This is a genomic window from Streptomyces sp. NPDC001828, from assembly GCF_042892175.1.
Classification (GTDB): Bacteria; Actinomycetota; Actinomycetes; order Streptomycetales; family Streptomycetaceae; genus Streptomyces.
Genome location: NZ_JBIATV010000010.1, coordinates 316353 through 341689, shown reverse-complemented (window position 1 = coordinate 341689; position 25337 = coordinate 316353). Strand labels below are relative to the sequence as shown.

Below are 25337 nucleotides of genomic sequence, written 5' to 3'. Positions count from 1 at the left end.
GCAGTGAGCCCCAAGGAACCCCCGCGCCGCCGGGTGCCCCCGCCCGCGCGCTCACGGCCGCAGGCCCGCCGCCCCGCGGCCGCCAAGAAGCTCAAGCTGGGCAGCCACCGGCCCCGGCTGCGGCTGGTCAGCCTCGGACTCACCCTGGTCATGCTGGCCTTCGTCGTACGGCTGCTCCAGGTGCAGGCCGTCGACGCCAGCGCGTACGCCGCCAAGGCCGACAAGAACCGGTACGCCAGCTACGCGCTGCCCGCCGAGCGCGGCCGGATCACCGACCGGGCCGGCATCGCGCTCGCCACCAGCGTCGACGCGTACGACATCACCGCCGACCCCACGCTGTTCACCCCCGAGTCCACCAAGATCCCCGATGCCGCGGAGCAGGCGGCCGCGCTGCTCGCGCCGCTCATCGGCAAGGACCAGGCGGAGCTCACCAAGAAGCTCAAGACGCCCAAGACCCGCTATGTGGTGCTCGCCCGACGGCAGACCCCGCAGGTGTGGACCCAGATCAAGGACCTGAAGAAGGTCCTCGGCGAGAAGGCGGCCGCCGACCGCGCCAAGGGCGGCCCCGGCGCCAATGTGCTGGCCGGCGTCCTCAACGAGTCCAGCACCAAGCGGGTGTACCCCAACGGGGACCTCGCCGCCGGGATACTGGGTTACGTCAACGCGGAGGGCAAGGGCGGCGGGGGCCTGGAGTCGTCCCTGAACAAGGAGTTGGCCGGCACCGACGGCAAGATCTCCTACGCCCAGTCCGGCGGCCGCCGGGTGCCCACGGCCGGCACCCACGAGACGCCGGCCGTGCCCGGCTCCGACGTCGAGCTGACCATCGACCGGGACATCCAGTGGATGGCGCAGAAGGCGATCTCCGACCAGGTCGCCGAGTCCCACGCCGACCGCGGGTACGTCATAGTGCAGCGGTCCGACACCGGCGAGGTCCTGGCCATGGCGAACGCGCCGGGCTTCGACCCCAACAACATCGCCCAGGCCAACTCGGCGGCCATGGGCAACGCGGCGCTCCAGGACGCCTTCGAGCCGGGCTCCACCGCCAAGGTCATGTCCATGGCCGCGGTCCTGGAGGAGGGCGTCGCCACGCCCGAGACGCACGTGGTGGTGCCCAACCGGCTCCAGCGCGGCGACCGCCTCTTCAAGGACGACGTCGACCACGCCACCTGGAACCTGACGCTCAACGGCGTGCTCGCCAAGTCCAGCAACATCGGCACCATCCTCGCCGTCGAGCAGCTCGGCAAGACCGACGCCCAGGCCGACAACGTCCTGTACTCCTACCTGCGCAAGTTCGGCATCGGCAAGCCCAGCGGGCTCGACTTCCCCGGCGAGACGCCGGGCATCCTCGCGCCCGCGAACAAGTGGTCCACCTCGCAGCAGTACACGGTCCGGTTCGGCCAGGGCCTCTCGCTCAACGCGATGCAGGCCGCCTCGGTGTACTCGACGATCGCCAACGGCGGGGTACGCGTCCAGCCGACCCTGGTGCGCGGCACCAAGGGCCCGGACGGGCGGTTCACCCCGGCGCCCGCGCCCCAGCAGACCCGGGTGGTCAGCGAGAAGACCGCCAAGACGCTGGCCCAGATGCTCGAATCGGTCGTCGGCGACGCCGAGGGCACCGGAACCAAGGCCGCCATCCCCGGCTACCGGGTCGCGGGCAAGACCGGCACCGCCAACCGGGTCGACCCCAAGACCGGCACCTACAAGGGCTACACCGCCTCCTTCGCGGGCTTCGCCCCCGCCGACAACCCCAAGATCACCGTCTACTGCGCCATCCAGAACCCGACCAAGGGCAGCTACTTCGGCGGCCAGATCTGCGGGCCCATCTACAAGCAGGTCATGGAGTTCGCCCTGAAGACCCTCCAGATCCCGCCGAGCGGCGCCCAGCCGCCCAACCTGCCCGTCACCTTCGGCGGCAACGACTGAATCCGGAAGCCTCAGTGACAACCATCACCCAGGGTCCTGGGAACCAGGACGGGACCCAGGACGACGTGCCCCCCTCTTTTGGCGACCCGGCCGGTACGCCCGGTACGCTCACCGCCGTGCCACACGCTGATCAGTACCGAACCGCCCAGCAGGACGCCCCCGCGAAACAGCCGGGGGCGCCCCGACCGGAACAGGCCCGTCCGACCCCGCTCGGCGAACTGGCCGAGCGACTGGGGACGAACAGCCCCGGGCCGGGAGAGGTCACCGGCATCACGCACGACTCCCGGGCGGTACGCCCCGGAGACCTGTACGCCGCGCTGCCGGGCGCCAACACCCACGGCGCCGACTTCGCCGCCCAGGCCGCCAGCCTCGGCGCGGTCGCCATCCTCACCGACCCGGCAGGGCGCGAACGCGCCGCCGCGACCGGCCTGCCGGTCCTGGTCGCCGGGGACCCGCGGGGCCGGATGGGCGAGCTCGCCGCCGAGATCTACGGCCACCCCGGCCGCGATCTGCTCCAGCTCGGCATCACCGGGACCTCCGGCAAGACCACGACGGCCTACCTCGTCGAGGGCGGCCTGCGCGGCGCCGGACACGCGACCGGCCTGATCGGCACGGTCGAGATGCGCATCGGCGACGAGCGCATCAAGTCCGAGCGCACCACCCCCGAAGCCACCGACCTGCAGGCCCTGTTCGCCGTCATGCGCGAGCGCGGTGTCGACTCGGTCGCCATGGAGGTCTCCAGCCACGCCCTGGTGCTGGGCCGGGTCGACGGCTGCGTCTTCGACGTCGCCGTCTTCAACAACCTCAGCCCGGAGCACATGGAGTTCCACTCCGGCATGGAGGACTACTTCCAGGCCAAGGCGCAGCTGTTCACGCCGCAGCGGGCCAAGCGCGGCGTCGTGAACTTCGACGACGAGTACGGCCGCCGCCTCGTGAAGGAGGCCGGCATCGAGATCACCACCTTCTCCGCCGAGGGCCACCCCGAAGCCGACTGGCGGGCCGAGGACGTCCAGGTGCGCCAGGACAGCAGCACCTTCACCGTGGTCGGCCCGGGCGGCGAGCGGATCTCCGCCACCGCCCCGCTGCCCGGCCCGTTCAACGTGGCGAACACCCTCGCCGCCATCGTCACGCTCGCCATCGCGGGCCTCGACCCGCAGACCGCCGCCGACGGAGTGGCCGCCGTACCCGGCGTGCCCGGCCGGCTCGAGCGGGTGGACGCCGGCCAGCCCTATCTGGCCGTCGTCGACTACGCCCACAAGACGGACGCCGTCGAATCGGTCCTGCGCTCGCTGCGCAAGGTCACCGAGGGCAAGCTCCACATCGTGCTCGGCTGCGGCGGCGACCGCGACAAGACCAAGCGGGGCCCGATGGGCGCCGCGGCGGTCCGGCTCGCCGACACCGCCGTACTGACCTCCGACAACCCCCGTTCCGAGGACCCCCTCGGGATCCTCGCCGCGATGCTGGCGGGCGCCGCCGAGGTGCCGGCCCACGAGCGCGGTGAGGTCCAGGTCTTCGAGGACCGGGCCGCCGCCATCGCGTCGGCCGTCGCCCGGGCCGAGCCCGGCGACACCGTGCTCGTCGCGGGCAAGGGTCATGAACAGGGCCAGGACATCCACGGAGTGATCCGTCCCTTCGACGACCGCCTGGTCCTCCGCGCCGCCATCCAGAAAAGTCAGGGATGAAGTAGTGATCGCCCTCTCCCTCGCCGAGATCGCCGAAATCGTCGGCGGGCAGCCGCACGACATACCGGATCCGTCCGTCACGGTCACCGGCCCCGTGGTCATCGACTCCCGCCAGGTGGCGGCCGGTTCGCTCTTCGTGGCCTTCGCCGGCGAGAACGTCGACGGCCACGACTACGCGCAGCGCGCCTTCGAGGCGGGCGCGGCGGCGGTCCTCGCGGCCCGCCCGGTCGGCGTGCCCGCGATCGTCGTCGACGACGTACAGGCCGCCCTCGGCGCGCTCGCCCGCGACGTCGTGCGCCGGCTCGGCACCGAAGTCGTCGCCCTCACCGGCTCGTCCGGCAAGACGTCCACCAAGGACCTGATCGCGCAGGTGCTCCAGCGCCACGCGCCGACGGTGTTCACGCCGGGCTCCCTCAACAACGAGATCGGCCTTCCGCTGACCGCGCTCACCGCGACCGGGGACACCAGACACCTGGTCCTGGAGATGGGCGCGCGCGGCGTCGGCCACATCCGTTACCTCACCGGACTGACCCCGCCCACGATCGGCCTCGTCCTGAACGTCGGGTCCGCGCACATCGGCGAGTTCGGCGGCAAGGAACAAATCGCCCTGGCGAAGGGCGAGTTGGTGGAGTCGCTGCCGGAGTCGGGCTGCGCCGTGCTGAACGCGGACGACCCGCTGGTGCGGGCCATGGCGTCCCGCACCAAGGCGCGCGTGCTGCTCTTCGGAGAAGCCGCGGACGCGGACGTACGGGCCGACAACGTCCGGCTCACAGCCGCCGGACAGCCCTCCTTCAGCCTTCACACACCCTCCGGGTGCGGTGATGTGACGTTGCGCCTGTACGGTGAGCACCACGTGTCGAACGCGCTCGCCGCGGCCGCCGTCGCCCATGAGCTGGGCATGTCCGCAGACGAGATCGCCCGCGCGCTCTCCGAGGCGGGCTCCCTCTCCCGCTGGCGTATGGAGGTCACCGAGCGTCCGGACGGTGTGACGGTCGTCAACGACGCCTACAACGCGAACCCCGAATCCATGCGAGCCGCTCTCCGCGCGCTCGTGGCAATGGGCCAGGCCTCACGGGCACGGGGGGGTCGTACGTGGGCGGTGCTCGGTCCGATGGCCGAGCTCGGCGACGACTCGCTGGCCGAGCACGACGCGGTCGGACGGCTCGCCGTCCGGCTCAACGTCAGCAAGCTCGTGGCAGTCGGGGGCCGGGAGGCGTCCTGGCTGCAACTGGGCGCATATAACGAGGGTTCGTGGGGTGAGGAGTCGGTGCACGTGTCCGACGCACAGGCGGCCGTCGACCTGCTGCGCAGTGAACTGCGGCCGGGAGACGTCGTGCTGGTGAAGGCATCCAGGTCGATCGGCCTGGAGCGGGTGGCACTGGCGCTGCTCGAAGGCGCCGCCGAGGGTGAGGTCGCCGCCCGATGAGGCAGATCCTCTTCGCGGGAGCCATCGGTCTCTTCCTGACCCTGGTCGGTACCCCGCTGCTCATCAAGTTGCTCGCCCGCAAGGGCTACGGCCAGTTCATCCGTGACGACGGCCCGCGCGGCCACGCCGGGAAGAAGGGCACACCCACCATGGGTGGCATCGCCTTCATCCTGGCCACGCTCATCGCGTACGCCCTGACCAAGGTGATCACCAGTGAGGACCCGACGTTCTCGGGCCTGTTGGTGCTCTTCCTGACGGCCGGCATGGGCATGGTCGGCTTCCTCGACGACTACATCAAGATCGTCAAGCAGCGCTCGCTCGGCCTGCGGGCCAAGGCGAAGATGGCCGGACAGCTGATCGTCGGCATCGCCTTCGCGGTGCTCGCCCTGCAGTTCGCCGACGCCCGTGGCAACACGCCGGCCTCCACCAAGCTGTCGTTCATCAACGACTTCGGCTGGTCGGTCGGCCCGGTCATCTTCGTGGTCTGGGCGCTGTTCATGATCCTCGCCATGTCGAACGGCGTGAACCTGACGGACGGTCTGGACGGCCTGGCCACCGGCGCGTCGGTGATGGTCTTCGGCGCGTACACCTTCATCGGCCTGTGGCAGTTCCAGGAGTCCTGCGCGAACGCGCAGACCCTGACCAACCCCAACGCCTGCTTCGAGGTGCGCGATCCGCTCGACCTCGCGGTCGTCGCCTCGGCCCTGATGGGCTCCTGCTTCGGCTTCCTGTGGTGGAACACCTCGCCCGCCAAGATCTTCATGGGCGACACCGGCTCGCTCGCCCTCGGCGGCGCGCTGGCGGGCCTGGCGATCTGCTCCCGCACGGAGTTCCTGATCGCCCTGCTCGGCGGCCTGTTCGTGCTGATCACGATGTCCGTGGTCATCCAGGTCGGCTCGTTCAAGATGACCGGCAAGCGGGTCTTCCGGATGGCGCCACTCCAGCACCACTTCGAACTCAAGGGGTGGTCCGAAGTCCTTGTCGTGGTCCGCTTCTGGATCATCCAGGGCATGTGCGTGATCGTGGGACTCGGACTCTTCTACGCGGGATGGGCAGCCGACAAGTGAGCACCACCTGGCAGGGCAAGCGCGTGACGGTGGCCGGTCTCGGCGTCTCCGGGATGCCGGTGGCCCGGGTCCTGAACGGGCTCGGCGCCGTCGTCACGGCCGTCAGCGAGGGCGCCGACGAGCGCTCGCGCGCCCAGGCCGCGGAGCTGGAGGCGCAGGGCGTCACCGTGCGCCTCGGCGACGGCGCCACCCTGCCGGAGGGCACCGAGCTCGTCGTCACCACGCCCGGCTGGCGGCCCGACAAGCCGCTGTTCGCGGCCGCCGCCGAGGCGGGCGTGCCGGTGTGGGGAGACGTCGAGCTGGCCTGGCGCCTGCGCGGCCTGGACGGCCGCGAGCCGGCCCCCTGGCTCGCGGTCACCGGCACCAACGGCAAGACCACCACCACCCGGATGCTCGCCTCGATCCTGGAGGCGGCGGGCCTGCGGACCGCCGCCGTCGGCAACATCGGCGTCTCGCTGCTCGACGTCGTCCTCGGCGAGACGCGGTACGACGTCCTGGCCGTCGAGCTCTCCAGCTACCAGCTGCACTGGGCGCCCTCGCTGCGCGCCCACTCGGCCGCCGTGCTCAACCTGGCGCCGGACCACCTCGACTGGCACGGCACCATGGAGGCGTACGCCGCCGACAAGGGCCGCGTCTACGAGGGCAACACCGTCGCCTGCGTCTACAACGCGCAGGACAAGGCCACCGAGGACCTGGTGCGCGAGGCCGACGTGGAGGAGGGCTGCCGGGCGATCGGCTTCACCCTCGCCACCCCGGGCCCCTCCCAGCTCGGCGTGGTCGACGGCATCCTCGTCGACCGGGCCTTCGTGCAGAACCGGCAGAAGAACGCCCAGGAACTCGCCGAGGTCGCCGACGTCAACCCGCCGGCCCCGCACAACATCGCCAACGCCCTCGCGGCCGCGGCCCTGGCGCGCGCCTTCGGCGTCGAGCCCAGGGCCGTACGCGACGGACTGCGCGCCTTCCGGCCCGACGCGCACCGCATCGAGCACGTGGCGGACGTCGCCGAGGTCGCCTATGTGGACGACTCCAAGGCCACCAACACCCACGCCGCCGAGGCCTCCTTGGCGGCGTACGACCCGATCGTCTGGATCGCCGGAGGACTGGCCAAGGGGGCCTCCTTCGACGAGCTCGTCCAGCGCTCGGCGAAGCGGCTGCGGGGGGTCGTCCTGATCGGCGCCGAGCGCCACCTCATCGCCGAAGCCCTGGCGCGACACGCCCCCGAGGTCCCGGTGGTGGACGTCGAGCGGACCGACACTGGGGCGATGTCGGCGGCGGTCCGCGAGGCGGCGGGGCTCGCCCGGCCGGGGGACACCGTCCTGTTGGCCCCGGCCTGCGCCTCGATGGACATGTTCGCGAACTACAACAAGCGCGGCGAGGCCTTCGCGGAAGCGGTCCGCGAACTCGCCGCAGGGCGCGCCTAGCCGGACCACCCGTTCCACGGACCGGCCGGCGCCGGGCACGACTGGAGGGGACAGCACACATGGCGGCCGATGTTCTTGGCGGCTCCGGGGACGGCGCGCGCGGGATGCCCGCACTCGCCGGTCTCCTCCTGCGCAGCCGCACCGCGGGACCCGTGCGCGGCCCGGCCGTCCGCGGCGGCAGCGGTTCCCCCCGGCGGCCCGGCCCGCGCGGCCCCAGACGCCTGGTGGAGCAGGCCAGGAGGGCCTGGGACCGGCCGCTGACGGCGTACTACCTGATCCTCGGCAGCGCCCTGCTCATCACCGTGCTGGGCCTCGTGATGGTCTACTCCGCCTCGATGATCAAGGCGCTCGAACTGTCGCTGCCGGGCTCGTACTTCTTCCGCAAGCAGTTCCTCGCGGCCCTCATCGGCGGCGGACTCATGATCGCAGCCGCCCGGATGCCCGCCAAGCTCCACCGGGCGCTCGCCTACCCGATACTGGCCGGCACGGTCTTCCTGCTGATCCTGGTGCAGGTCCCCGGGATAGGGAAATCCGTCAACGGCAACCAGAACTGGATCTACCTCGGCGGCCCCTTCCAGCTCCAGCCCAGCGAGTTCGCCAAGCTGGCGCTGCTCCTGTGGGGCGCCGACCTGCTCGCGCGCAAACAGGACAAGCGGCTCCTGAGCGAGTGGAAGCACATGCTGGTGCCGCTCGTGCCGGTCGCCTTCGTGCTGCTCGGGCTCATCATGCTCGGCGGCGACATGGGCACGACGATCATCCTGACCGCGATCCTGTTCGGCCTGCTCTGGCTGGCCGGCGCCCCCACCCGGCTCTTCGCGGGGGTGCTCGCGGTCGCGGGCACGCTCGCCGCCCTCTTCATCAAGATCAGCCCGCACCGGATGGGCCGGCTCAACTGCATCGGCGCCACCGACCCCGGCCCACAGGACCAGTGCTGGCAGGCCGTGCACGGAATCTACGCGCTCGCGTCGGGCGGCTGGTTCGGATCCGGCCTGGGTGCGAGTGTGGAGAAATGGGGTCAACTCCCCGAGCCCCACACGGACTTCATCTTCGCCGTGACCGGCGAGGAACTGGGTCTGGCGGGGACGCTGTCGGTCGTCGCCCTCTTCGCGGCTCTAGGCTATGCGGGTATCCGCGTGGCCGGACGCACGGAGGACCCCTTCGTGAGGTACGCCGCGGGAGGTGTGACCACCTGGATCGTGGCGCAGGCCGTGATCAACATCGGTGCGGTGCTCGGCCTGCTGCCGATCGCCGGTGTCCCGCTCCCGCTGTTCTCCTACGGAGGGTCCGCGCTGCTGCCGGCCATGTTCGCCGTGGGGCTGTTGATCGCGTTCGCGCGGGACGACCCCGCGGCGCGGGCGGCGCTTGCCATGCGGCAGCCTCGGGTGAGTTGGAAGTCGATGAGACGGCGCGTCAAGAAGCGTCCGTCCGGAGAGCGGTGAATTTCGGTGCATGTCGTACTCGCCGGTGGGGGGACCGCCGGCCACATCGAGCCCGCGCTCGCCCTCGCGGATGCCCTGCGCAGGCAGGACCCCACCGTGGGGATCACGGCACTCGGCACGGAGAAGGGTCTGGAGACCCGGCTCGTGCCCGAGCGCGGCTATGAGCTCGCGCTCATCCCGGCCGTCCCGCTGCCCCGCAGGCCCACCCCCGAACTGATCACCGTTCCCGGACGGCTGCGCGGCACCATCAAGGCCGCCGAGCAGATCCTGGAGCGCACCAAGGCCGACTGCGTCGTCGGCTTCGGCGGCTATGTGGCGCTGCCCGGCTATCTGGCCGCCAAGCGGCTCGGGGTGCCGATCGTGGTCCACGAGGCCAACGCGCGGCCCGGCCTCGCCAACAAGATCGGCTCGCGGTACGCGGCCGGCGTGGCCGTCGCCACCCCGGACAGCAAGCTGCGCAACTCCCGCTACATCGGGATTCCGCTGCGCTACTCGATCGCGACCCTCGACCGGGCGCGGGTCCGGCCCGAGGCGCGCGCCGCGTTCGGGCTCGACCCCGGCCTGCCGACGCTGCTCGTCTCCGGCGGCTCGCAGGGCGCCCGTCGCCTCAACGAGGTGATCCAGCAGGTCGCCCCGGTGCTCCAGCGCTCCGGGATCCAGATCCTGCACGCGGTCGGCCCGAAGAACGAATTGCCGCGTGTCGACAACATGCCCGGGATGCCCCCCTACGTCCCGGTACCGTACGTGGACCGGATGGATCTCGCGTACGCCGCGGCCGACATGATGCTCTGCCGCGCGGGCGCGATGACCGTCGCCGAACTCTCCGCCGTCGGGCTGCCCGCCGCCTACGTCCCGCTGCCGATCGGCAACGGCGAACAGCGGCTGAACGCCCAGCCGGTGGTCAAGGCCGGCGGCGGCCTCCTCGTCGACGACGCCGAACTCACCCCGGAGTGGGTGCAGGGCAACGTCCTCCCGGTGCTCGCCGACCCGCACCGGCTGTACGAGATGTCGCGCTCCGCCGCCGAGTTCGGACGGCGCGACGCCGACCAACTCCTCGTACAGATGGTGTACGAGGCCATCGCAGGACGCTGATCAACTGACGGAAGGCAGGGACCGTGGCCGGACAGGCGACCGCTCAGCGCGGTGGCGCAGGGACCGACAAGTCCGCGAAGTCCGGCCGGTCCGGCCCCCGTCCCGCGCGCGGGCGCCGCTTCCGGCTGCCCCGCCGACGCGGCCTGTTGGTGCTCGCCATCGTCGCCGTACTGCTCGGGGCGGGCGTCAGCTGGCTGTTGTACGGCTCGACCTGGCTGCGCGTCGAGCATGTGAAGACCACCGGGACACGGGTTCTGACGCCCGGTGAGGTCGAAGCGGTCGCCGCGGTACCGATCGGATCGCCGCTGGTTTCCGTCGACACGGACGCGATCGAGGAGCGATTGCGACAGAAGCTGCCGCGCATCGACTCCGTCGAAGTCGTTCGTTCATGGCCGCACGGGATCGGTCTCCAAGTGACCGAACGCAAGCCCGCTCTGGTCATGAAGAACGGCGCGAAGTTCGACGAAGTGGACGCGAAGGGTGTGCGTTTCGCCACGGTCGCTCAGCCCCTGAAGGGCGTCCCCCAGCTCGAATTGACGGTCTCGCAGTCCCCGAGTCTGCGCCGCTTCGGCACCGACCGGCTGGTCCTCGAAGCGGTGCGCGTAACGGGCGAACTCCCGCCCGCGGTGGCCAAGGAGACGCGGTCCGTCAGGATTTCCTCGTACGACTCCGTCACCCTCGAGTTGACCGGCGGCCGCAGCGTCCGATGGGGAAGTGACGAGGAAGGTGAGCTGAAGGGACGTACCCTCAGTGCACTGATGAAAGCGCGGCCGAAGTCGGTCCGCTTCGACGTGAGTGCCCCCACCGCCCCTGCGGTATCGGGTAGTTGACGGACATATGCGCTGGCCAGCACCCTGGTTGGTCAGCGACACGGGTGATCACATAGGGTGAAAAGAAAAACGGGAGGTTCGGCGTGTTCGTTGAACGCGCGCCACTTGTCGACTTAGTGTCCTGTTCGGAAGAGTCCAGCGAACAGACACACTGGTAACCCTAAACTTCAACGTTAGGGTTCGGGTCGGCGATACGGACCGTCCCAATCGGCATTCGTCGTCACCTTGCGGCAACCGCGAAGTGACGACCCGTAACTCGAGGCGAGAGGCCTTCGACGTGGCAGCACCGCAGAACTACCTCGCAGTCATCAAGGTCATCGGTGTCGGCGGCGGTGGTGTCAATGCCATCAACCGAATGATCGAGGTCGGTCTCAAGGGCGTCGAGTTCATCGCGATCAACACTGACGCACAAGCACTGTTGATGAGCGACGCCGACGTCAAGCTCGACGTCGGCCGTGAACTCACCCGCGGCCTCGGGGCCGGAGCCAACCCGGCAGTCGGACGCAAGGCGGCAGAGGACCACCGTGAGGAGATCGAGGAGGTCCTCAAGGGGGCCGACATGGTCTTCGTCACCGCAGGCGAAGGCGGCGGCACCGGCACCGGCGGCGCCCCCGTCGTGGCCAACATCGCGCGTTCGCTCGGCGCCCTGACGATCGGCGTGGTCACCCGCCCGTTCACCTTCGAGGGCCGGCGCCGCGCCAACCAGGCGGAGGACGGCATCGCCGAGCTCCGCGAAGAGGTCGACACCCTCATCGTCATCCCCAACGACCGGCTGCTCTCCATCTCCGACCGCCAGGTCAGCGTCCTGGACGCGTTCAAGTCCGCGGACCAGGTGCTGCTCAGCGGTGTCCAGGGCATCACGGACCTGATCACCACGCCGGGCCTCATCAACCTCGACTTCGCCGACGTCAAGTCGGTCATGTCGGAGGCCGGTTCGGCCCTCATGGGCATCGGCTCGGCCCGCGGCGACGACCGCGCGGTGGCCGCCGCGGAGATGGCGATCTCCTCGCCGCTCCTGGAGGCGTCCATCGACGGCGCCCGCGGTGTGCTGCTCTCCATCTCCGGCGGCTCGGATCTCGGTCTGTTCGAGATCAACGAGGCCGCCCAGCTGGTCAGCGAGGCCGCCCACCCCGAGGCGAACATCATCTTCGGCGCGGTCATCGACGACGCCCTCGGCGACGAGGTGCGCGTCACGGTCATCGCGGCCGGCTTCGACGGCGGTCAGCCGCCGGCCCGCCGCGACACCGTGCTCGGCAGCGCCTCCAACAAGCGCGACGAGCCCGCCCCTTCGCGCCCGTCCGAGGCGTCCCGCCCGCTCGGCGGACTCGGCACCGTCGGCAGTCGCGAGGAGACCCCGGCCCCGGCTCCGGCTCCGGTCGAGCCCGCCCCGGTCAACGAGGCCCCCGCGGCTCCGCCGCACGTTCCGACGGCCCGTCCCTACCCGGACAGCCAGGCCGAGGAGCTGGACGTTCCGGACTTCCTCAAGTGAGCGAAGCGACGTTTCGAAGCGATCTCTTGAAGTGATACGAGAGCAGGGCACTGTGAGCGGCGCGCACTTCGCCTTCACCGACCGGTGGGGTGGGGTGAGCGCCGTTCCGTACGAGGAGCTCAACCTCGGCGGTGCGGTCGGCGACGACCCCGCCTCGGTACGCGCCAACCGTGAGCTCGCCGCCGGGAAGCTCGGGCTCGACCCGGCCCGGGTGGTCTGGATGAACCAGGTGCACGGACGCGAGGTGGCCGTCGTCGACGGCCCCTTCGCGCCGGGCGACCCGGCCGCGGTGGACGCGGTGGTGACGGGCCGCCGGGGAACCGCGCTGGCCGTGCTCACCGCCGACTGCACCCCGGTCCTCCTCGCCGACCCGGTGGCGGGGATCGTGGGCGCGGCCCACGCGGGCCGGCCCGGAATGGTGGCGGGCGTGGTGCCCGCCGCGGTCGGGGCCATGGTCTCGCTCGGCGCGGATCCGGCCCGGATCGTCGCCCGCACCGGTCCCGCCGTCTGCGGCCGGTGCTACGAAGTGCCCGGGCCCATGCGGGCCGAGGTCGCCGAGGCCGAGCCCGCCGCCTGGTCCGAGACCAGCTGGGGGACGCCCGCCGTGGACGTGACCGCGGGAGTGCACGCGCAACTCGCCGCCCTCGGCGTCACCGACCTCGTGGCCTCGCCGGTCTGCACGCTCGAATCGCTCGACCACTTCTCGTACCGCCGCGACCGCACCACTGGGCGGCTCGCCGGATATGTCTGGCTGGACTGACGACTCATGACGGATCGCAAGACCGAACTCGCCGAGAACCTGGCACAGGTGGAGGAACGTATCGCTTCCGCCTGCGCCGCGGCCGGGCGCGAGCGGGCGGACGTGACCCTCATCGTGGTCACCAAGACCTACCCCGCGAGCGATGTGCGCCTGCTGCGCGAACTGGGTGTGCGCGAGGTCGCGGAGAACCGCGACCAGGACGCCGCCCCGAAGGCCGCCGCCTGCGCCGACCTCGATCTGACCTGGCACTTCGTGGGCCAGCTCCAGACGAACAAGGTGCGTTCCGTGGCGAGTTACGCCTCCACCGTGCAGTCGGTCGACCGGGCCCGCCTCGTCACCTCGCTCTCCACCGCGGCCGTACGGGCCGAGCGCGAACTGGGCTGTCTGATCCAGGTCGCCCTCGACGCGGAGTCGGGCGAGCGGGGCGAGCGCGGAGGCGTCGCCCCGGACGGGATCGGGGAGTTGGCCGAGCTGATCGCCGGGGCGCCGGGGCTGCGGCTCGACGGTCTGATGACCGTGGCGCCGCTGGCCGGCGAGTTCGCCGGACGGCAACGGGCCGCCTTCGAGCGGCTGCTGGAATTCTCATCCCGCCTGCGCGCGGACCATCCGGCTGCGAACATGGTGTCAGCAGGGATGAGTGCGGACCTCGAAGAGGCCGTCGCGGCCGGAGCGACACATGTACGCGTCGGAACGGCGGTGCTCGGAGACCGACCCCGGCTCGGGTAACGTCGCGAAGCAAGTCGGACCACAGCAGAAAATATGGTCATTCCCACTCTTCGGTGGGCAGACCGCGTGGATCGTGGGCCCTTGGTGACGCTGCCACTTGGCGACAGGAGCGATCCACCACAGAGCGGAGGAATCTGAGCATGGCCGGCGCGATGCGCAAGATGGCGGTCTACCTCGGCCTCGTGGAGGACGATGGGTACGACGGCCGGGGGTTCGACCCCGACGACGATTTCGAACCCGAGCCCGAACCGGAGCGCGACCGTCGGCGGCATCAGCCCCCGCACCAGTCCCCGCTCCAGGACGAACGGGACGAACCGGTACGAGTAACTCAGCCTCCAGCGCCGAGAGAACCGGTTCAGCTATCGGTAGAAAGCGGACGTCCAGCACGAATTGCACCCGTGGCGTCCATCACACCTGAACGTCCGAGCCTGGAGAAGAACGCACCGGTGATCATGCCCAAGGTTGTGTCCGAGCGGGAGCCTTACCGCATCACCACGCTGCACCCGCGGACCTACAACGAGGCCCGTACCATCGGGGAACACTTCCGCGAGGGCACGCCGGTGATCATGAATCTCACCGAGATGGACGACATCGACGCGAAGCGACTTGTCGACTTTGCCGCCGGTCTCGTCTTCGGACTGCACGGCAGCATTGAACGGGTGACGCAGAAGGTGTTCCTGCTGTCTCCTGCTAACGTCGATGTCACGGCGGAGGACAAGGCCCGCATCGCAGAGGGCGGATTCTTCAACCAGAGCTGAGACACGACACCGGGAACGAACCGGCCAATACCAGGCCGGAGCTTTGATGCAAGGGGAGAGGGAAGCGCGAGATGGGCGTCGCACTACAGGTGGTCTACATCGCGCTGATGTGCTTCCTCATCGTGCTGATCTTCCGGCTCGTCATGGACTACGTCTTCCAGTTCGCCCGTTCATGGCAACCCGGCAAGGCGATGGTGGTCGTTCTTGAGGCCACTTACACTGTCACCGATCCACCGCTCAAGCTTCTGCGGCGGTTCATTCCGCCGCTGCGTCTCGGGGGCGTGGCACTCGACCTGTCCTTCTTCGTTCTGATGATCATCGTCTACATCCTGATCAGCATCGTGGTCAGGTTGTGAACGATTCGGTCCTGCCGACTGCCGACGACTACGTAGAGGTGAAGAAGAGATGCCGCTGACCCCCGAGGACGTGCGGAACAAGCAGTTCACGACCGTCCGCCTCCGAGAAGGCTATGACGAGGACGAGGTCGATGCCTTCCTCGACGAGGTCGAGTCGGAGCTGACGCGACTGCTGCGCGAGAACGAGGATCTGCGCGCCAAGCTGGCCGCCGCCACCCGCGCCGCCGCGCAGAACCAGCAGCAGCAGGGCATGCGCAAGCAGGAGCCGCAGGACGGCCGGGGCCCGGGCGCGCCCGTACCCGCCGCCATATCCGGTCCGCCGCAGGTCCAGCAGCAGCAGCCGCAGATGGGCCCGCCCCAGCTGCCCAGCGGCGCGCCGCAGCTGCCCGCGGGACCCGGCGGCCACGGCCCGCAGGGCCAGCACGGCCAGGGTCCGATGGGCCAGGGCCCCATGGGCCAGGGTCCGATGGGCCAGCAGAACCACCCCCAGAACCAGCTGGGCCAGGGCCCCATGGGCCAGAACCAGCTCGGCCAGGGCCCCATGGGCCAGCAGATGGGCGGCCCCATGGGCGGCCACGGTCCGCAGATGGGACAGCAGGCCCAGGCGCCCGGTGGCGACAGCGCCGCCCGTGTGCTCTCGCTCGCGCAGCAGACCGCCGACCAGGCGATCGCGGAGGCCCGCTCCGAGGCCAACAAGATCGTCGGCGAGGCCCGGTCCCGTGCCGAGGGTCTGGAGCGCGACGCCCGTGCCAAGGCGGACGCCCTGGAGCGGGACGCGCAGGAGAAGCACCGCGTCGCGATGGGCTCCCTGGAGTCCGCCCGCGCCACGCTCGAGCGCAAGGTCGAGGACCTGCGCGGCTTCGAGCGCGAGTACCGCACGCGTCTGAAGTCCTACCTGGAGTCGCAGCTGCGCCAGCTGGAGACCCAGGCCGACGACTCGCTCGCGCCGCCGCGCACCCCGGCGACCGCGTCGCTGCCGCCGGCTCCGCAGATGAGCGGTTCCATGGCATCGGCCGGTGCCGGTGCGATGGGGCACCCGATGGGTGGCCAGCCGTCCATGGGCGGGCAGCCGTCCATGCCGGGCGGGCCGTCCTACGGTGGCCAGCAGCAGATGTCGCCGGCGATGACTCAGCCGATGGCGCCGGTGCGGCCGCAGGGGCCGTCGCCGATGCAGCAGGCGCCTTCGCCGATGCGCGGGTTCCTGATCGACGAGGACGACAACTGACGGGCTCTACGCGCGTGCGCCGCGCGTAGCCGTCGGCAGGCTGCAAGGGCCGGTACCGGGTTCCCCCGGTACCGGCCCTTCGCCGTACCCGGCGCGGGGGTCGCCTGCGGCGGGCGGTTCCCCCACCCCGCCCCTTCCCGCAACCCTCCGGGGGGTTGAAGAGACCCTGGGGGCTCCGCCCCCAGACCCCCGTTCGCGCCTGAACGGCGCTCGTCCTCAATCGCCGGACGGGCTGAAGTGCCCTGGTGCTGCCCAGCACCGAGGCATTTAGGGGCGCGGGGAACTGCGCGACCAGCCACGCACGGCCCGTAGACGAATTACTCCACCCCCGGAGGCCACGCGGCGGAGCCGCAGAGTGTCACAGCGGGAAGGGGCGGGGTGGGGAAAAGCAACGGCCCGCCCCCACAGCCGCAGGGGCGGGCCGTCGCAACCGCTGGCCGGGGTTACACCTTGCGGAGGCGGAACGTCAGGGACAGGGGCTCGTCCGTGAAGGGCGAGCCGTAGGAGGCGTCCGCCGCGCCCGGGGCGTAATCCGTGGCCAGGACCTCGTCCGCGATCAGGGCCGCGTGGGCCGACAGGGCCGAGGAGACCTCCGGGTCGGCGGACTCCCAGCGCACCGCGATCCGGTCCGCCACATCGAGCCCGCTGTTCTTGCGCGCCTCCTGGATCAGCCGGATCGCGTCCCGGGCCAGGCCCGCGAGCCGCAGCTCCGGGGTGATCTCCAGGTCGAGGGCGACCGTCGCGCCGGAGTCGGAGGCCACCGACCAGCCCTCGCGCGGGGTCTCGGTGATGATGACCTCGTCGGGGGCCAGCGAGATCTGCTCGCCGTTCACCTCCACCGCCGCCGCGCCGGTGTCGCGCAGCGAGGCCGAAAGGGCGGCCGCGTCCGCCGCGGCCACGGCCTTGGCCACGTCCTGGACGCCCTTGCCGAACCGCTTGCCGAGCGCCCGGAAGTTGGCCTTCGCCGTGGTGTCGACCAGCGAGCCGCCCACCTCGGAAAGCGAGGCGAGGGACGAGACGTTCAGCTCCTCCGTGATCTGCGCGTGCAGTTCGGGGGAGAGGGCCTCGAAGCCCGCCACCGCGACCAGGGCCCGGGACAGCGGCTGGCGCGTCTTGACGCCCGACTCCGCGCGGGTCGCCCGGCCCAGCTCCACCAGGCGGCGTACCAGCGCCATCTGCTGCGAGAGCGTCGGGTCGATCGCCGAGGCGTCCGCCACCGGCCAGGTCGAGAGGTGCACCGACTCCGGGGCGTCCGGGGTCACGGGCACGACCATGTCCTGCCAGACCCGCTCGGCGATGAACGGCGTGAGCGGGGCCATCAGGCGGGTGACCGTCTCGACCACGTCGTGCAGGGTGCGCAGGGCCGCCTTGTCGCCCTGCCAGAAGCGGCGGCGCGAGCGGCGCACGTACCAGTTGGAGAGGTCGTCGACGAAGGAGGAGAGCGCCTTGCCCGCCCGCTGGGTGTCGTACGCCTCCAGGGCCGAAGTCACCTGTCCCACCAGCGAGTTGAGCTCGCTGAGCAGCCAGCGGTCCAGGACCGTGCGGTCGGCCGGGGCCGGGTCCGCCGCGCTCGGCGCCCAGTTGGACGTACGGGCGTACAGGGCCTGGAAGGCGACCGTGTTCCAGTAGGTGAGCAGCGTCTTGCGCACCACCTCCTGGATGGTGCCGTGGCCGACCCGCCGGGCCGCCCACGGGGAGCCGCCGGCCGCCATGAACCAGCGCACCGCGTCGGCGCCGTGCTGGTCCATCAGCGGGATCGGGTCCAGGGTGTTGCCCAGGTGCTTGGACATCTTGCGGCCGTCCTCGGCGAGGATGTGGCCGAGGCAGACCACGTTCTCGTACGACGACTTGTCGAAGACCAGGGTGCCGACCGCCATCAGCGTGTAGAACCAGCCGCGGGTCTGGTCGATGGCCTCGGAGATGAACTGCGCCGGGTAGCGGCTCTCGAACAGCTCCTTGTTCTGGTGCGGGTAGCCGTACTGCGCGAACGGCATCGAGCCCGAGTCGTACCAGGCGTCGATGACCTCGGGCACCCGCACCGCTTCGAGGGAGCAGCCCTCGTCGGTGCAGGTGAAGGTCACGTCGTCGATGTACGGCCGGTGCGGGTCGAGCGCGGACTGGTCGGTGCCGGTCAGCTCGGTGAGCTCGGCGCGCGAGCCCACGCAGGTCAGGTGGCCCTCCTCGCAGCGCCAGATGGGCAGCGGGGTGCCCCAGTAGCGGTTGCGGGACAGCGCCCAGTCGATGTTGTTCTTCAGCCAGTCGCCGAAGCGGCCCTCCTTGACCGACTCCGGGAACCAGTTGGTCTTCTCGTTCTCCCGCAGCATCGCGTCCTTGACGGCGGTGGTGCGGATGTACCAGGACGGCTGCGCGTAGTAGAGCAGCGCGGTGTGGCAGCGCCAGCAGTGCGGGTAGCTGTGCTCGTACGGGACGTGGCGGAAGAGCAGGCCACGCTCCTTGAGGTCCTCCGTGAGCTTCTCGTCGGCCTTCTTGAAGAAGACGCCGCCGACCAGCGGGACGTCCTCCTCGAAGGTGCCGTCGGGGCGGACCGGGTTCACGACCGGAAGGCCGTACGCCTTGCAGACCAGGAGGTCGTCGGCGCCGAAGGCGGGGGACTGGTGGACCAGACCCGTACCGTCCTCGGTCGTGACGTACTCGGCGTTGACGACGTAGTGGGCCGTGGCCGGGCCGTGCCCGTTGGTTCCCTCGCTTGCGCTCGGGAACTCCACCAGCTCGAAGGGGCGCTGGTAGGTCCAGCGCTCCATCTCGGCGCCGGTGAAGCTCTGGCCGGTGGCCTCCCAGCCCTCGCCGAGGGCCTTCTCCAGGAGGGGCTGGGCCACGACCAGCTTCTCCTCGCCGTTCGTCGCCACGACGTAGGTGACCTCGGGGTGGGCCGCGACCGCCGTGTTGGACACCAGGGTCCAGGGGGTCGTCGTCCACACCAGGAGGGCCGCCTCGCCCGCGAGCGGGCCGCCGGTGAGCGGGAAGCGCACGAAGACCGAGGGGTCGACGACCGTCTCGTAGCCCTGCGCCAGCTCGTGGTCCGAGAGGCCGGTGCCGCAGCGCGGGCACCAGGGGGCGACGCGGTGGTCCTGGGTGAGCAGGCCCTTGTTGAAGATCTCCTTCAGGGACCACCACACGGACTCGACGTACTGCGGGTCCATGGTGCGGTACGCGTCGTCCAGGTCGACCCAGTACCCCATCCGGGTCGTGAGGTCGGCGAAGGCGTCGGTGTGCCGGGTCACGGACTCGCGGCACTTGGCGTTGAACTCGGCGATGCCGTACGCCTCGATGTCCTTCTTGCCGTTGAAGCCGAGCTCCTTCTCGACCGCGAGCTCGACGGGCAGGCCGTGGCAGTCCCAGCCGGCCTTGCGGGCCACGTGGTAGCCCTGCATCGTGCGGAAGCGGGGGAAGACGTCCTTGAAGACGCGGGCCTCGATGTGGTGGGCGCCCGGCATGCCGTTGGCGGTGGGCGGGCCCTCGTAGAAGACCCACTCGGGGCGGCCCTCGGACTGTTCGAGGCTCTTGGCGAAGACCTTGGACTGCTCCCAGAAGTCGAGCACGGCGTGCTCGAGGGCGGGCAGGTCTACCTGGGCGGGCACCTGGCGGTACTGCGACATCCGGTCATCCTCCGGCGGATCGTCGTGCGGTTCCGTCGGAGGGACGAGAGCCTGCCCTCGTGGGGCGCTCCCGCGGTACCACCCTCCTTGGCGGTGTGCGGAACACCGCCCCCTCATTGGGGTCGCGAAGCCGGTTCTACCGGACCCCGGGAACCCGGGGTCTTTCTTCCGACGGCTCGGGGGTGATCTTCACCGCGCGCTCGCCTCCGGGCTCACACCGTCCCCGGATCGCTCTTGGCCGCGTACGCCGCTACTCGTCCCGTCCACGCCTCTCGCTGCGGCCAGTGTACGGGGCCCGGCGAAGGGCGGCCGACCGGTTTACGGCGGCCCCGCACGGGGGCGTTCGCGTGACCCGAATGGCCACACGGCCGCCGGCGGGCTTCCGGCGCCGCCCGTCCGGCGGATTCACCGGGGCGGGAGCTGGGCACAACCGATGCAGGTTCGTCTTGCCGCCGGTCCGGGGCGGGGCGAATCGGCGGCGTGCCCCGTTGCCGCGGGCCTGGGGTCGATTTATCGTCCCAGCACGATTCGCGAGCAAGATCACAATATGTGAAGGGGCCGCGGCCATGGTGGCGAAGAAGACCGCCGTAGAGACCACAACGGCGTCCGCGAGAGCCGACGCCACGAGTGCCGCCGCAGCCGCCGGGACGGGCTCGGCGGCCGAGGCGACGACCGGCACGAAGAGTGCCGCGGCCGACGCCGCGGCCGGGAAGGCGGCCTCGGCCGCACCCGCCGCGAAGACCGCGTCGGCCAAGGCGGGCGGAGCCGAAAAGGCGTCGGCCGAGCAGACCGGGGCCGCCAAGAAGACCGCACGCGCCAAGAAGGCGGCTCCTGCCAAGAAGGCCACCGCGACCAAGACCGCGACCAAGACCGCGACCAAGACCGCGACCGGGACCGAGCCCAAGGGCGCGACCAAGGCCGTGGCCAAGAAGGCTGTCGCGAAGAAGGCCGTCACCAAGAAGACCGCGGCCGCCAAGGCAACCGGGACGGCGCGGGCCGCGTCCGACAAGGCGACCGGCAACGACGGCACGGACGGGGCGACCGGCACGACGGCTCCGGCGAAGGCTGCCGGAGCGGGCGCCAAGAAGGCCGCGACCGCGGCCCAGGGGGCGGCTGCGGCCGCGGAACAGACGGGAGCCAACAAGGTGGTTGCGAAGAAGACCGCGGCAAGGGCGACGGCGGGCAGGACCGCCGCGGCGTCGGCGGTGCCGGCGGCCCGTGCCGTCGCCGCGACGGCCCCGGGAGAGCTTCCGGTCCGGCCGGGCGAGGACCCCTGGACCCCGGAGGAGGTCGCCGAGGCCCGCAACGAGCTGTCCAGCGAGGTGTTGCGGCTGCGCAGCGAGATCGAGGCCTCGGAGGCGGCCCTGACGGGCCTGATGCGTGACTCCGGCGACGGCGCGGGCGACGACGACGCCGACACCGGCACCAAGAACATCACCCGCGAGCACGAGATGTCCCTCGCCGCCAACGCCCGCGAGACCCTGGAGCAGACCGAGCACGCCCTGGAGCGGCTCGACGCGGGGACGTACGGATACTGCGAGATCTGCGGGAACCCGATCGGCAAGGCCCGGATGCAGGCGTTCCCGCGCGCCACCCTCTGCGTGGAGGACAAGCAGAAGCAGGAACGGCGGGGCTGAGTCCGCACAGGTGTGCCGTACTCTCGTGCTCAGTCAGGAACCTAGACGGTCGAGGGACTCACGTGGCAGAGGCGGAGAGCGTCATCGGTACGCCGGATGTGGAAGGGGCCGACGAGCAGGCGGCCCCTGCCGAGCAGCCGAAGGGCAAGCGGAAGATCGCCGTGCTGTTCGCGGTGGCGGTCGTCGCCTACCTTCTCGACCTCGGCAGCAAGATGCTCGTGGTGGCCAGGCTGGAGCACCACGAGCCGATCGAGGTCATCGGTGACCTGCTCCAGCTGAACGCGATCCGCAACGCGGGCGCCGCCTTCGGGATCGGCGAGGCCTTCACGGTGATCTTCACGATCATCGCGGCGACCGTGATCGTGGTCATCGCGCGGCTCGCGCGCAAGCTCTACAGCCTGCCGTGGGCGATCGCGCTCGGCCTGCTGCTCGGCGGGGCGCTCGGCAACCTCACCGACCGCGTCTTCCGCTCGCCCGGGATCTTCGAGGGCGCGGTCGTCGACTTCATCGCCCCCAAGGGCTTCGCGGTCTTCAACCTCGCGGACTCGGCGATCGTCTGCGGCGGCATCCTGATCGTGATCCTGTCCTTCCGCGGCCTCGACCCGGACGGCACCGTCCACAAGGACTGAGCCCGCCACCACTGAGGACCGAGCCCGCCACGGGGTCCGCCGGGGTCCGCCCGCCGGACGCGCGGCGGGCGATGTCGGTGGGGCAAGGCATACTCGACGGGTGAGCACGATTCCCGAGATCCGCACCCTGCCCGTTCCCGACGGCCTCGAAGGCGAGCGCGTCGACGCCGCCATCTCCCGCATGTTCGGGTTTTCCCGTACCAAGGCGGCCGAGCTCGCGGCGGCGGGGAAGGTCCAGGTCGACGGCGCCGTGGTCGGCAAGTCCGAGCGGGTGCACGGCGGGGCCTGGCTGGAGGTCGAGATGCCCGCGGCGGCGTCGCCGGTGCAGATCGTCCCCGAGCCCGTCGAGGGCATGGAGATCGTGCACGACGACGACGACATTGTCGTGATCATGAAGCCGGTGGGCGTCGCCGCCCACCCGAGCCCCGGCTGGACCGGCACCACGGTCATCGGCGGCCTCGCCGCGGCCGGCTACCGCATCTCCACCTCGGGTGCCGCCGAGCGCCAGGGCATCGTGCACCGCCTCGACGTCGGCACCTCCGGCCTGATGGTCGTCGCCAAGTCCGAGCGCGCCTACACCTCGCTCAAGCAGCAGTTCCGCGAGCGCGTCGTCGACAAGCGCTACAACGCCCTGGTCCAGGGCCACCCGGACCCGATGAGCGGCACCATCGACGCCCCGATCGGGCGCCACCCCAACCACGACTACAAGTGGGCCGTGACCGCCGAGGGCAAGCCGTCGGTCACGCACTACGACCTGATCGAGGCGTTCCGCGCCGCCTCGCTGCTCGACATCAAGCTGGAGACCGGGCGCACCCACCAGATCCGCGTCCACATGTCGGCCCACCGCCACCCCTGCGTCGGCGACCTCACCTACGGCGCCGACCCCACCATCGCCAAGCGCCTGGGCCTGACCCGCCAGTGGCTGCACGCGGTGAGGCTCGGCTTCGAGCACCCCTCCGACGGCCAGTGGGTCGAGTTCGAGAGCACCTACCCGGCCGACCTCCAGCGCGCCCTCGACGTCATCCGGGCCGAGAGCGAATGACGGAGTTCCAGGTCCGCGTCGCCGAGGGCGAGGCCGACCGGGAGGCCTGCTTCGCCGTGCGCCGGCAGGTGTTCGTGGTCGAGCAGCGGGTGCCCGAGGAGATCGAGTACGACGCGTACGACGCGGGCGCCCTGCATGTGCTGGCCGTCGGCGCCGAAGGACCGCTCGGCACCGGGCGGCTCCTGTACGGCCCCGAGGCGCTGGCCAGGACCGGGGGCGAGGACATCGGCTCGCTCGGCCGGCTCGCGGTCACCCCGGCGGCCCGCGGGCTCGGCGTCGGCGCGGCCCTGGTGCGCGCGATCGAGGACGCCGCGCGTGCGCGCGGTCTGAGCGCGGTCGACCTGCACGCGCAGACCCATGCCCTGGGTTTCTACGAGCGCCTCGGGTACGCGGCGTACGGCCCGGAGTTCCCGGACGCGGGGATCGCGCACCGGGCGATGCGAAGGGCGCTCGCCCAGGATCCCGTGGCCGGGTACCCCGGCATTTCTTCCTGAACCGTTTTGCCCCCCGATGGGCGGTTGGGGCCGGTTGCGTGGCACGCTTGAGGTCTTGATCGTCAAGGCCGTCCAGGCCCGCACCGCCCGGAGGGCATCCCGTGGACCAGCTCGCCCTGTTGCTCGTGCTCCTGCTCGGGGCGGTGGTGACGGTCCCGTTGGGGGAGCGGCTCGGGCTGCCCGCGCCGGTGCTCATGACGCTCGGCGGGATCGTGATGGCGCTGCTGCCGTTCGTGCCCAACGTGGACATCGAGCCGGAGCTGATCCTGCCGCTGGTGCTGCCGCCGCTGCTCTACGCCTCCGTGCAGCGCACCTCCTGGCGGCAGTTCACGGCCAACGTCCGGCCGATCTTCCTGCTCGCGGTCGCGCTCGTCTTCGTGACGACGGCCGCCGTCGCGGCCGTCGCCAACTCCCTCGTGCCGGGTCTGCCGATCGCCGCCGCCGTCGCGCTCGGCGCACTCGTCGCCCCGCCCGACCCGGTCGCGGCCACCGCCGTGGCGGGCTCGCTCGGTCTTCCGCGCCGCCTGGTGTCGATCCTGGAGGGCGAGGGCCTGTTCAACGACGTCACCGCGATCGTGCTCTACCACGTGGCGATCGCCGCGGCCGTGAGCGGCACCTTCTCGTGGGCCGAGGCGGCCGGTCAGCTGGTGCTGTCGGCCGTCGTCGCCGTCGCGGTCGGCGTCGCGCTCGGCTGGGCCGCCAACAAGCTGATGAGCCTGCTCGGCGACCCCACCCTCCAGATCGGCCTCACCCTCCTCGTGCCCTTCGTGAGCTACGTCCTGGCCGAGGAGTTCCACGGCTCGGGCGTTCTCGCCGTACTGACCGTGGCGCTGTTCCTCGCCGAGCACATGATGGACGCCGACGACGTACAGGGCCGCCTCGCCGGGGACACGTTCTGGCAGATCGTCGACACCCTGGTCACCGGGGTCGCGTTCGGCCTCATCGGGCTCGAACTCCACCACGTCTTCGGCACCGCGTCCGGCCGCGAGGCGCACATGTTCGGCTGGGCGGCGGCCGTGGTCGGCGTGGTCGTGGGCGTACGGCTGCTGTGGCTGCTCCCGGCGACCTGGCTCGCCAAACGGCTGCACACCAAGCGCGACTACGACGAGGAGATCCCGACGTCCTGGCGGGAGACCATCGTCATGTGGTGGGCCGGGATGCGCGGCGTGGCCTCGGTGGCCCTCGCGCTCGCCATCCCGCTGAAGACGGACGACGGCGCGCCCTTCCCCGGCCGCGAGGAGATCGTCTTCATCGCCTTCGCCGTGATCATGACCACCCTGGTCTTCCAGGGCCTCACCCTGCCCTGGCTGGTCAAGAAGCTGGGCGTACGGGCGGACACGGACGCCGAACGCGACCTGGAGCGGGCGCTCGCGATCCGGGCCGCCAAGGCCGCCAAGCGACGCCTCAAGGAGATCGAGGACGTCGAGGAGCTGCCCGAGGACGTCATGGAGCAGCTGCACCGGCGGGCCTACGACGTGGGCGCGCGGATCAGCCCCGACATGGTCGACGAGGAGCGCCGGGAGTCCTATGCGAAGCGGGTGGAGCGGATCCGGGCGGTGCAGCGCATCCAGCGCGAGATGATGTCCGCCGCCCGGCACGAGGTGCTCTCCGCGCGCAGCGAGCCCGGCGCCGACCCGGAGATCGTGGACCGGGTGCTGCGCCAGCTGGACGTACGCAGCCTGCGGTGACCGCCCGCCCCGGCCCCGCCCGCCCCGGCCCCGCGC

20 protein-coding genes are annotated in these 25337 nt (G+C 71.1%); 19 read left to right on the top strand and 1 reads right to left on the bottom strand.

Annotated features, from left to right (window positions below):
- Positions 1-3 precede the first annotated feature (3 nt).
- The 14 genes from ACFYZA_RS27265 (at position 4) to ACFYZA_RS27200 (ending at position 16194) form a co-directional block, all read left to right on the top strand.
- Positions 4-1923, top strand: coding sequence for a peptidoglycan D,D-transpeptidase FtsI family protein (locus ACFYZA_RS27265; protein ID WP_382600399.1), 1920 nt, complete (start codon positions 4-6; stop codon positions 1921-1923).
- Between the two features lie 14 nt (positions 1924-1937).
- Complete coding sequence (locus tag ACFYZA_RS27260) at positions 1938-3605, top strand: UDP-N-acetylmuramoyl-L-alanyl-D-glutamate--2,6-diaminopimelate ligase (RefSeq protein ID WP_388493187.1); 1668 nt, start codon at positions 1938-1940, stop codon at positions 3603-3605.
- A gap of 4 nt (positions 3606-3609) precedes the next feature.
- Positions 3610-5031, top strand: coding sequence for a UDP-N-acetylmuramoyl-tripeptide--D-alanyl-D-alanine ligase (murF, locus tag ACFYZA_RS27255; protein ID WP_382600403.1), 1422 nt, complete (start codon positions 3610-3612; stop codon positions 5029-5031).
- Positions 5028-6098, top strand: a complete 1071-nt coding sequence (mraY, locus tag ACFYZA_RS27250; RefSeq protein ID WP_100574590.1) for a phospho-N-acetylmuramoyl-pentapeptide-transferase — start codon at positions 5028-5030, stop codon at positions 6096-6098. The genes murF and mraY overlap by 4 nt, the downstream gene beginning before the upstream one ends.
- Positions 6080-7519 (top strand): UDP-N-acetylmuramoyl-L-alanine--D-glutamate ligase, encoded by a 1440-nt coding sequence (murD, locus tag ACFYZA_RS27245; RefSeq protein ID WP_382600406.1) that lies wholly within the window; start codon positions 6080-6082, stop codon positions 7517-7519. The genes mraY and murD overlap by 19 nt, the downstream gene beginning before the upstream one ends.
- Before the next feature lie 104 nt (positions 7520-7623).
- Entirely contained in the window at positions 7624-8958 is a 1335-nt protein-coding gene (gene ftsW, locus ACFYZA_RS27240) for a putative lipid II flippase FtsW (protein ID WP_388493211.1), read from the top strand.
- A 6-nt stretch (positions 8959-8964) separates the two neighbouring features.
- Positions 8965-10050 (top strand): undecaprenyldiphospho-muramoylpentapeptide beta-N-acetylglucosaminyltransferase, encoded by a 1086-nt coding sequence (gene murG, locus ACFYZA_RS27235; protein ID WP_100574587.1) that lies wholly within the window; start codon positions 8965-8967, stop codon positions 10048-10050.
- Positions 10051-10073: 23 nt separating this feature from the next.
- On the top strand, positions 10074-10880 hold the full coding sequence (locus ACFYZA_RS27230) for a cell division protein FtsQ/DivIB (RefSeq protein WP_388493185.1): 807 nt from the start codon (positions 10074-10076) through the stop codon (positions 10878-10880).
- A gap of 277 nt (positions 10881-11157) precedes the next feature.
- Positions 11158-12369, top strand: coding sequence for a cell division protein FtsZ (gene ftsZ, locus ACFYZA_RS27225; protein ID WP_382600411.1), 1212 nt, complete (start codon positions 11158-11160; stop codon positions 12367-12369).
- Positions 12370-12421: 52 nt separating this feature from the next.
- The gene (pgeF, locus tag ACFYZA_RS27220) at positions 12422-13129 is read left to right on the top strand and encodes a peptidoglycan editing factor PgeF (RefSeq protein ID WP_382600413.1); all 708 of its coding nucleotides are present in this window, start codon (positions 12422-12424) and stop codon (positions 13127-13129) included.
- A 6-nt stretch (positions 13130-13135) separates the two neighbouring features.
- A complete protein-coding gene (locus tag ACFYZA_RS27215; protein ID WP_382600415.1) occupies positions 13136-13855 on the top strand; it encodes a YggS family pyridoxal phosphate-dependent enzyme in 720 nt (239 codons plus the stop codon).
- A 140-nt stretch (positions 13856-13995) separates the two neighbouring features.
- Positions 13996-14613: a cell division protein SepF gene (locus ACFYZA_RS27210; RefSeq protein WP_388493183.1), complete on the top strand. Its 618-nt coding sequence runs from the start codon at positions 13996-13998 to the stop codon at positions 14611-14613.
- 71 nt (positions 14614-14684) lie between these two features.
- Positions 14685-14969 carry a YggT family protein gene (locus tag ACFYZA_RS27205; RefSeq protein ID WP_114035728.1) on the top strand — a complete coding sequence of 95 codons (285 nt, stop codon included), beginning with the start codon at positions 14685-14687 and terminating at the stop codon, positions 14967-14969.
- Positions 14970-15018: 49 nt separating this feature from the next.
- Entirely contained in the window at positions 15019-16194 is a 1176-nt protein-coding gene (locus ACFYZA_RS27200; protein ID WP_382600418.1) for a DivIVA domain-containing protein, read from the top strand.
- A gap of 443 nt (positions 16195-16637) precedes the next feature.
- On the opposite strand, the gene ileS is transcribed toward ACFYZA_RS27200, so the two are convergent.
- On the bottom strand, positions 16638-19811 hold the full coding sequence (ileS, locus tag ACFYZA_RS27195) for an isoleucine--tRNA ligase (protein WP_388493181.1): 3174 nt from the start codon (positions 19809-19811) through the stop codon (positions 16638-16640).
- Positions 19812-20377: 566 nt separating this feature from the next.
- On the opposite strand from ileS, the gene ACFYZA_RS27190 reads away from it, so the two are divergent.
- The 5 genes from ACFYZA_RS27190 to ACFYZA_RS27170 all read left to right on the top strand — a co-directional run bounded on the left by ACFYZA_RS27190 (position 20378) and on the right by ACFYZA_RS27170 (position 25301).
- Positions 20378-21448 (top strand): TraR/DksA family transcriptional regulator, encoded by a 1071-nt coding sequence (locus tag ACFYZA_RS27190; RefSeq protein WP_388493180.1) that lies wholly within the window; start codon positions 20378-20380, stop codon positions 21446-21448.
- Between the two features lie 62 nt (positions 21449-21510).
- A complete protein-coding gene (gene lspA, locus ACFYZA_RS27185) occupies positions 21511-22077 on the top strand; it encodes a signal peptidase II (protein ID WP_382589224.1) in 567 nt (188 codons plus the stop codon).
- Between the two features lie 100 nt (positions 22078-22177).
- Positions 22178-23119 carry an RluA family pseudouridine synthase gene (locus ACFYZA_RS27180; RefSeq protein ID WP_388493178.1) on the top strand — a complete coding sequence of 314 codons (942 nt, stop codon included), beginning with the start codon at positions 22178-22180 and terminating at the stop codon, positions 23117-23119.
- Positions 23116-23613, top strand: a complete 498-nt coding sequence (locus tag ACFYZA_RS27175) for a GNAT family N-acetyltransferase (protein WP_388493177.1) — start codon at positions 23116-23118, stop codon at positions 23611-23613. Before ACFYZA_RS27180 ends, ACFYZA_RS27175 begins: the two co-directional genes overlap by 4 nt.
- 101 nt (positions 23614-23714) lie before the next feature.
- The gene (locus ACFYZA_RS27170; protein ID WP_382589215.1) at positions 23715-25301 is read left to right on the top strand and encodes a Na+/H+ antiporter; all 1587 of its coding nucleotides are present in this window, start codon (positions 23715-23717) and stop codon (positions 25299-25301) included.
- The last annotated feature ends 36 nt before the right edge of the window (positions 25302-25337 follow it).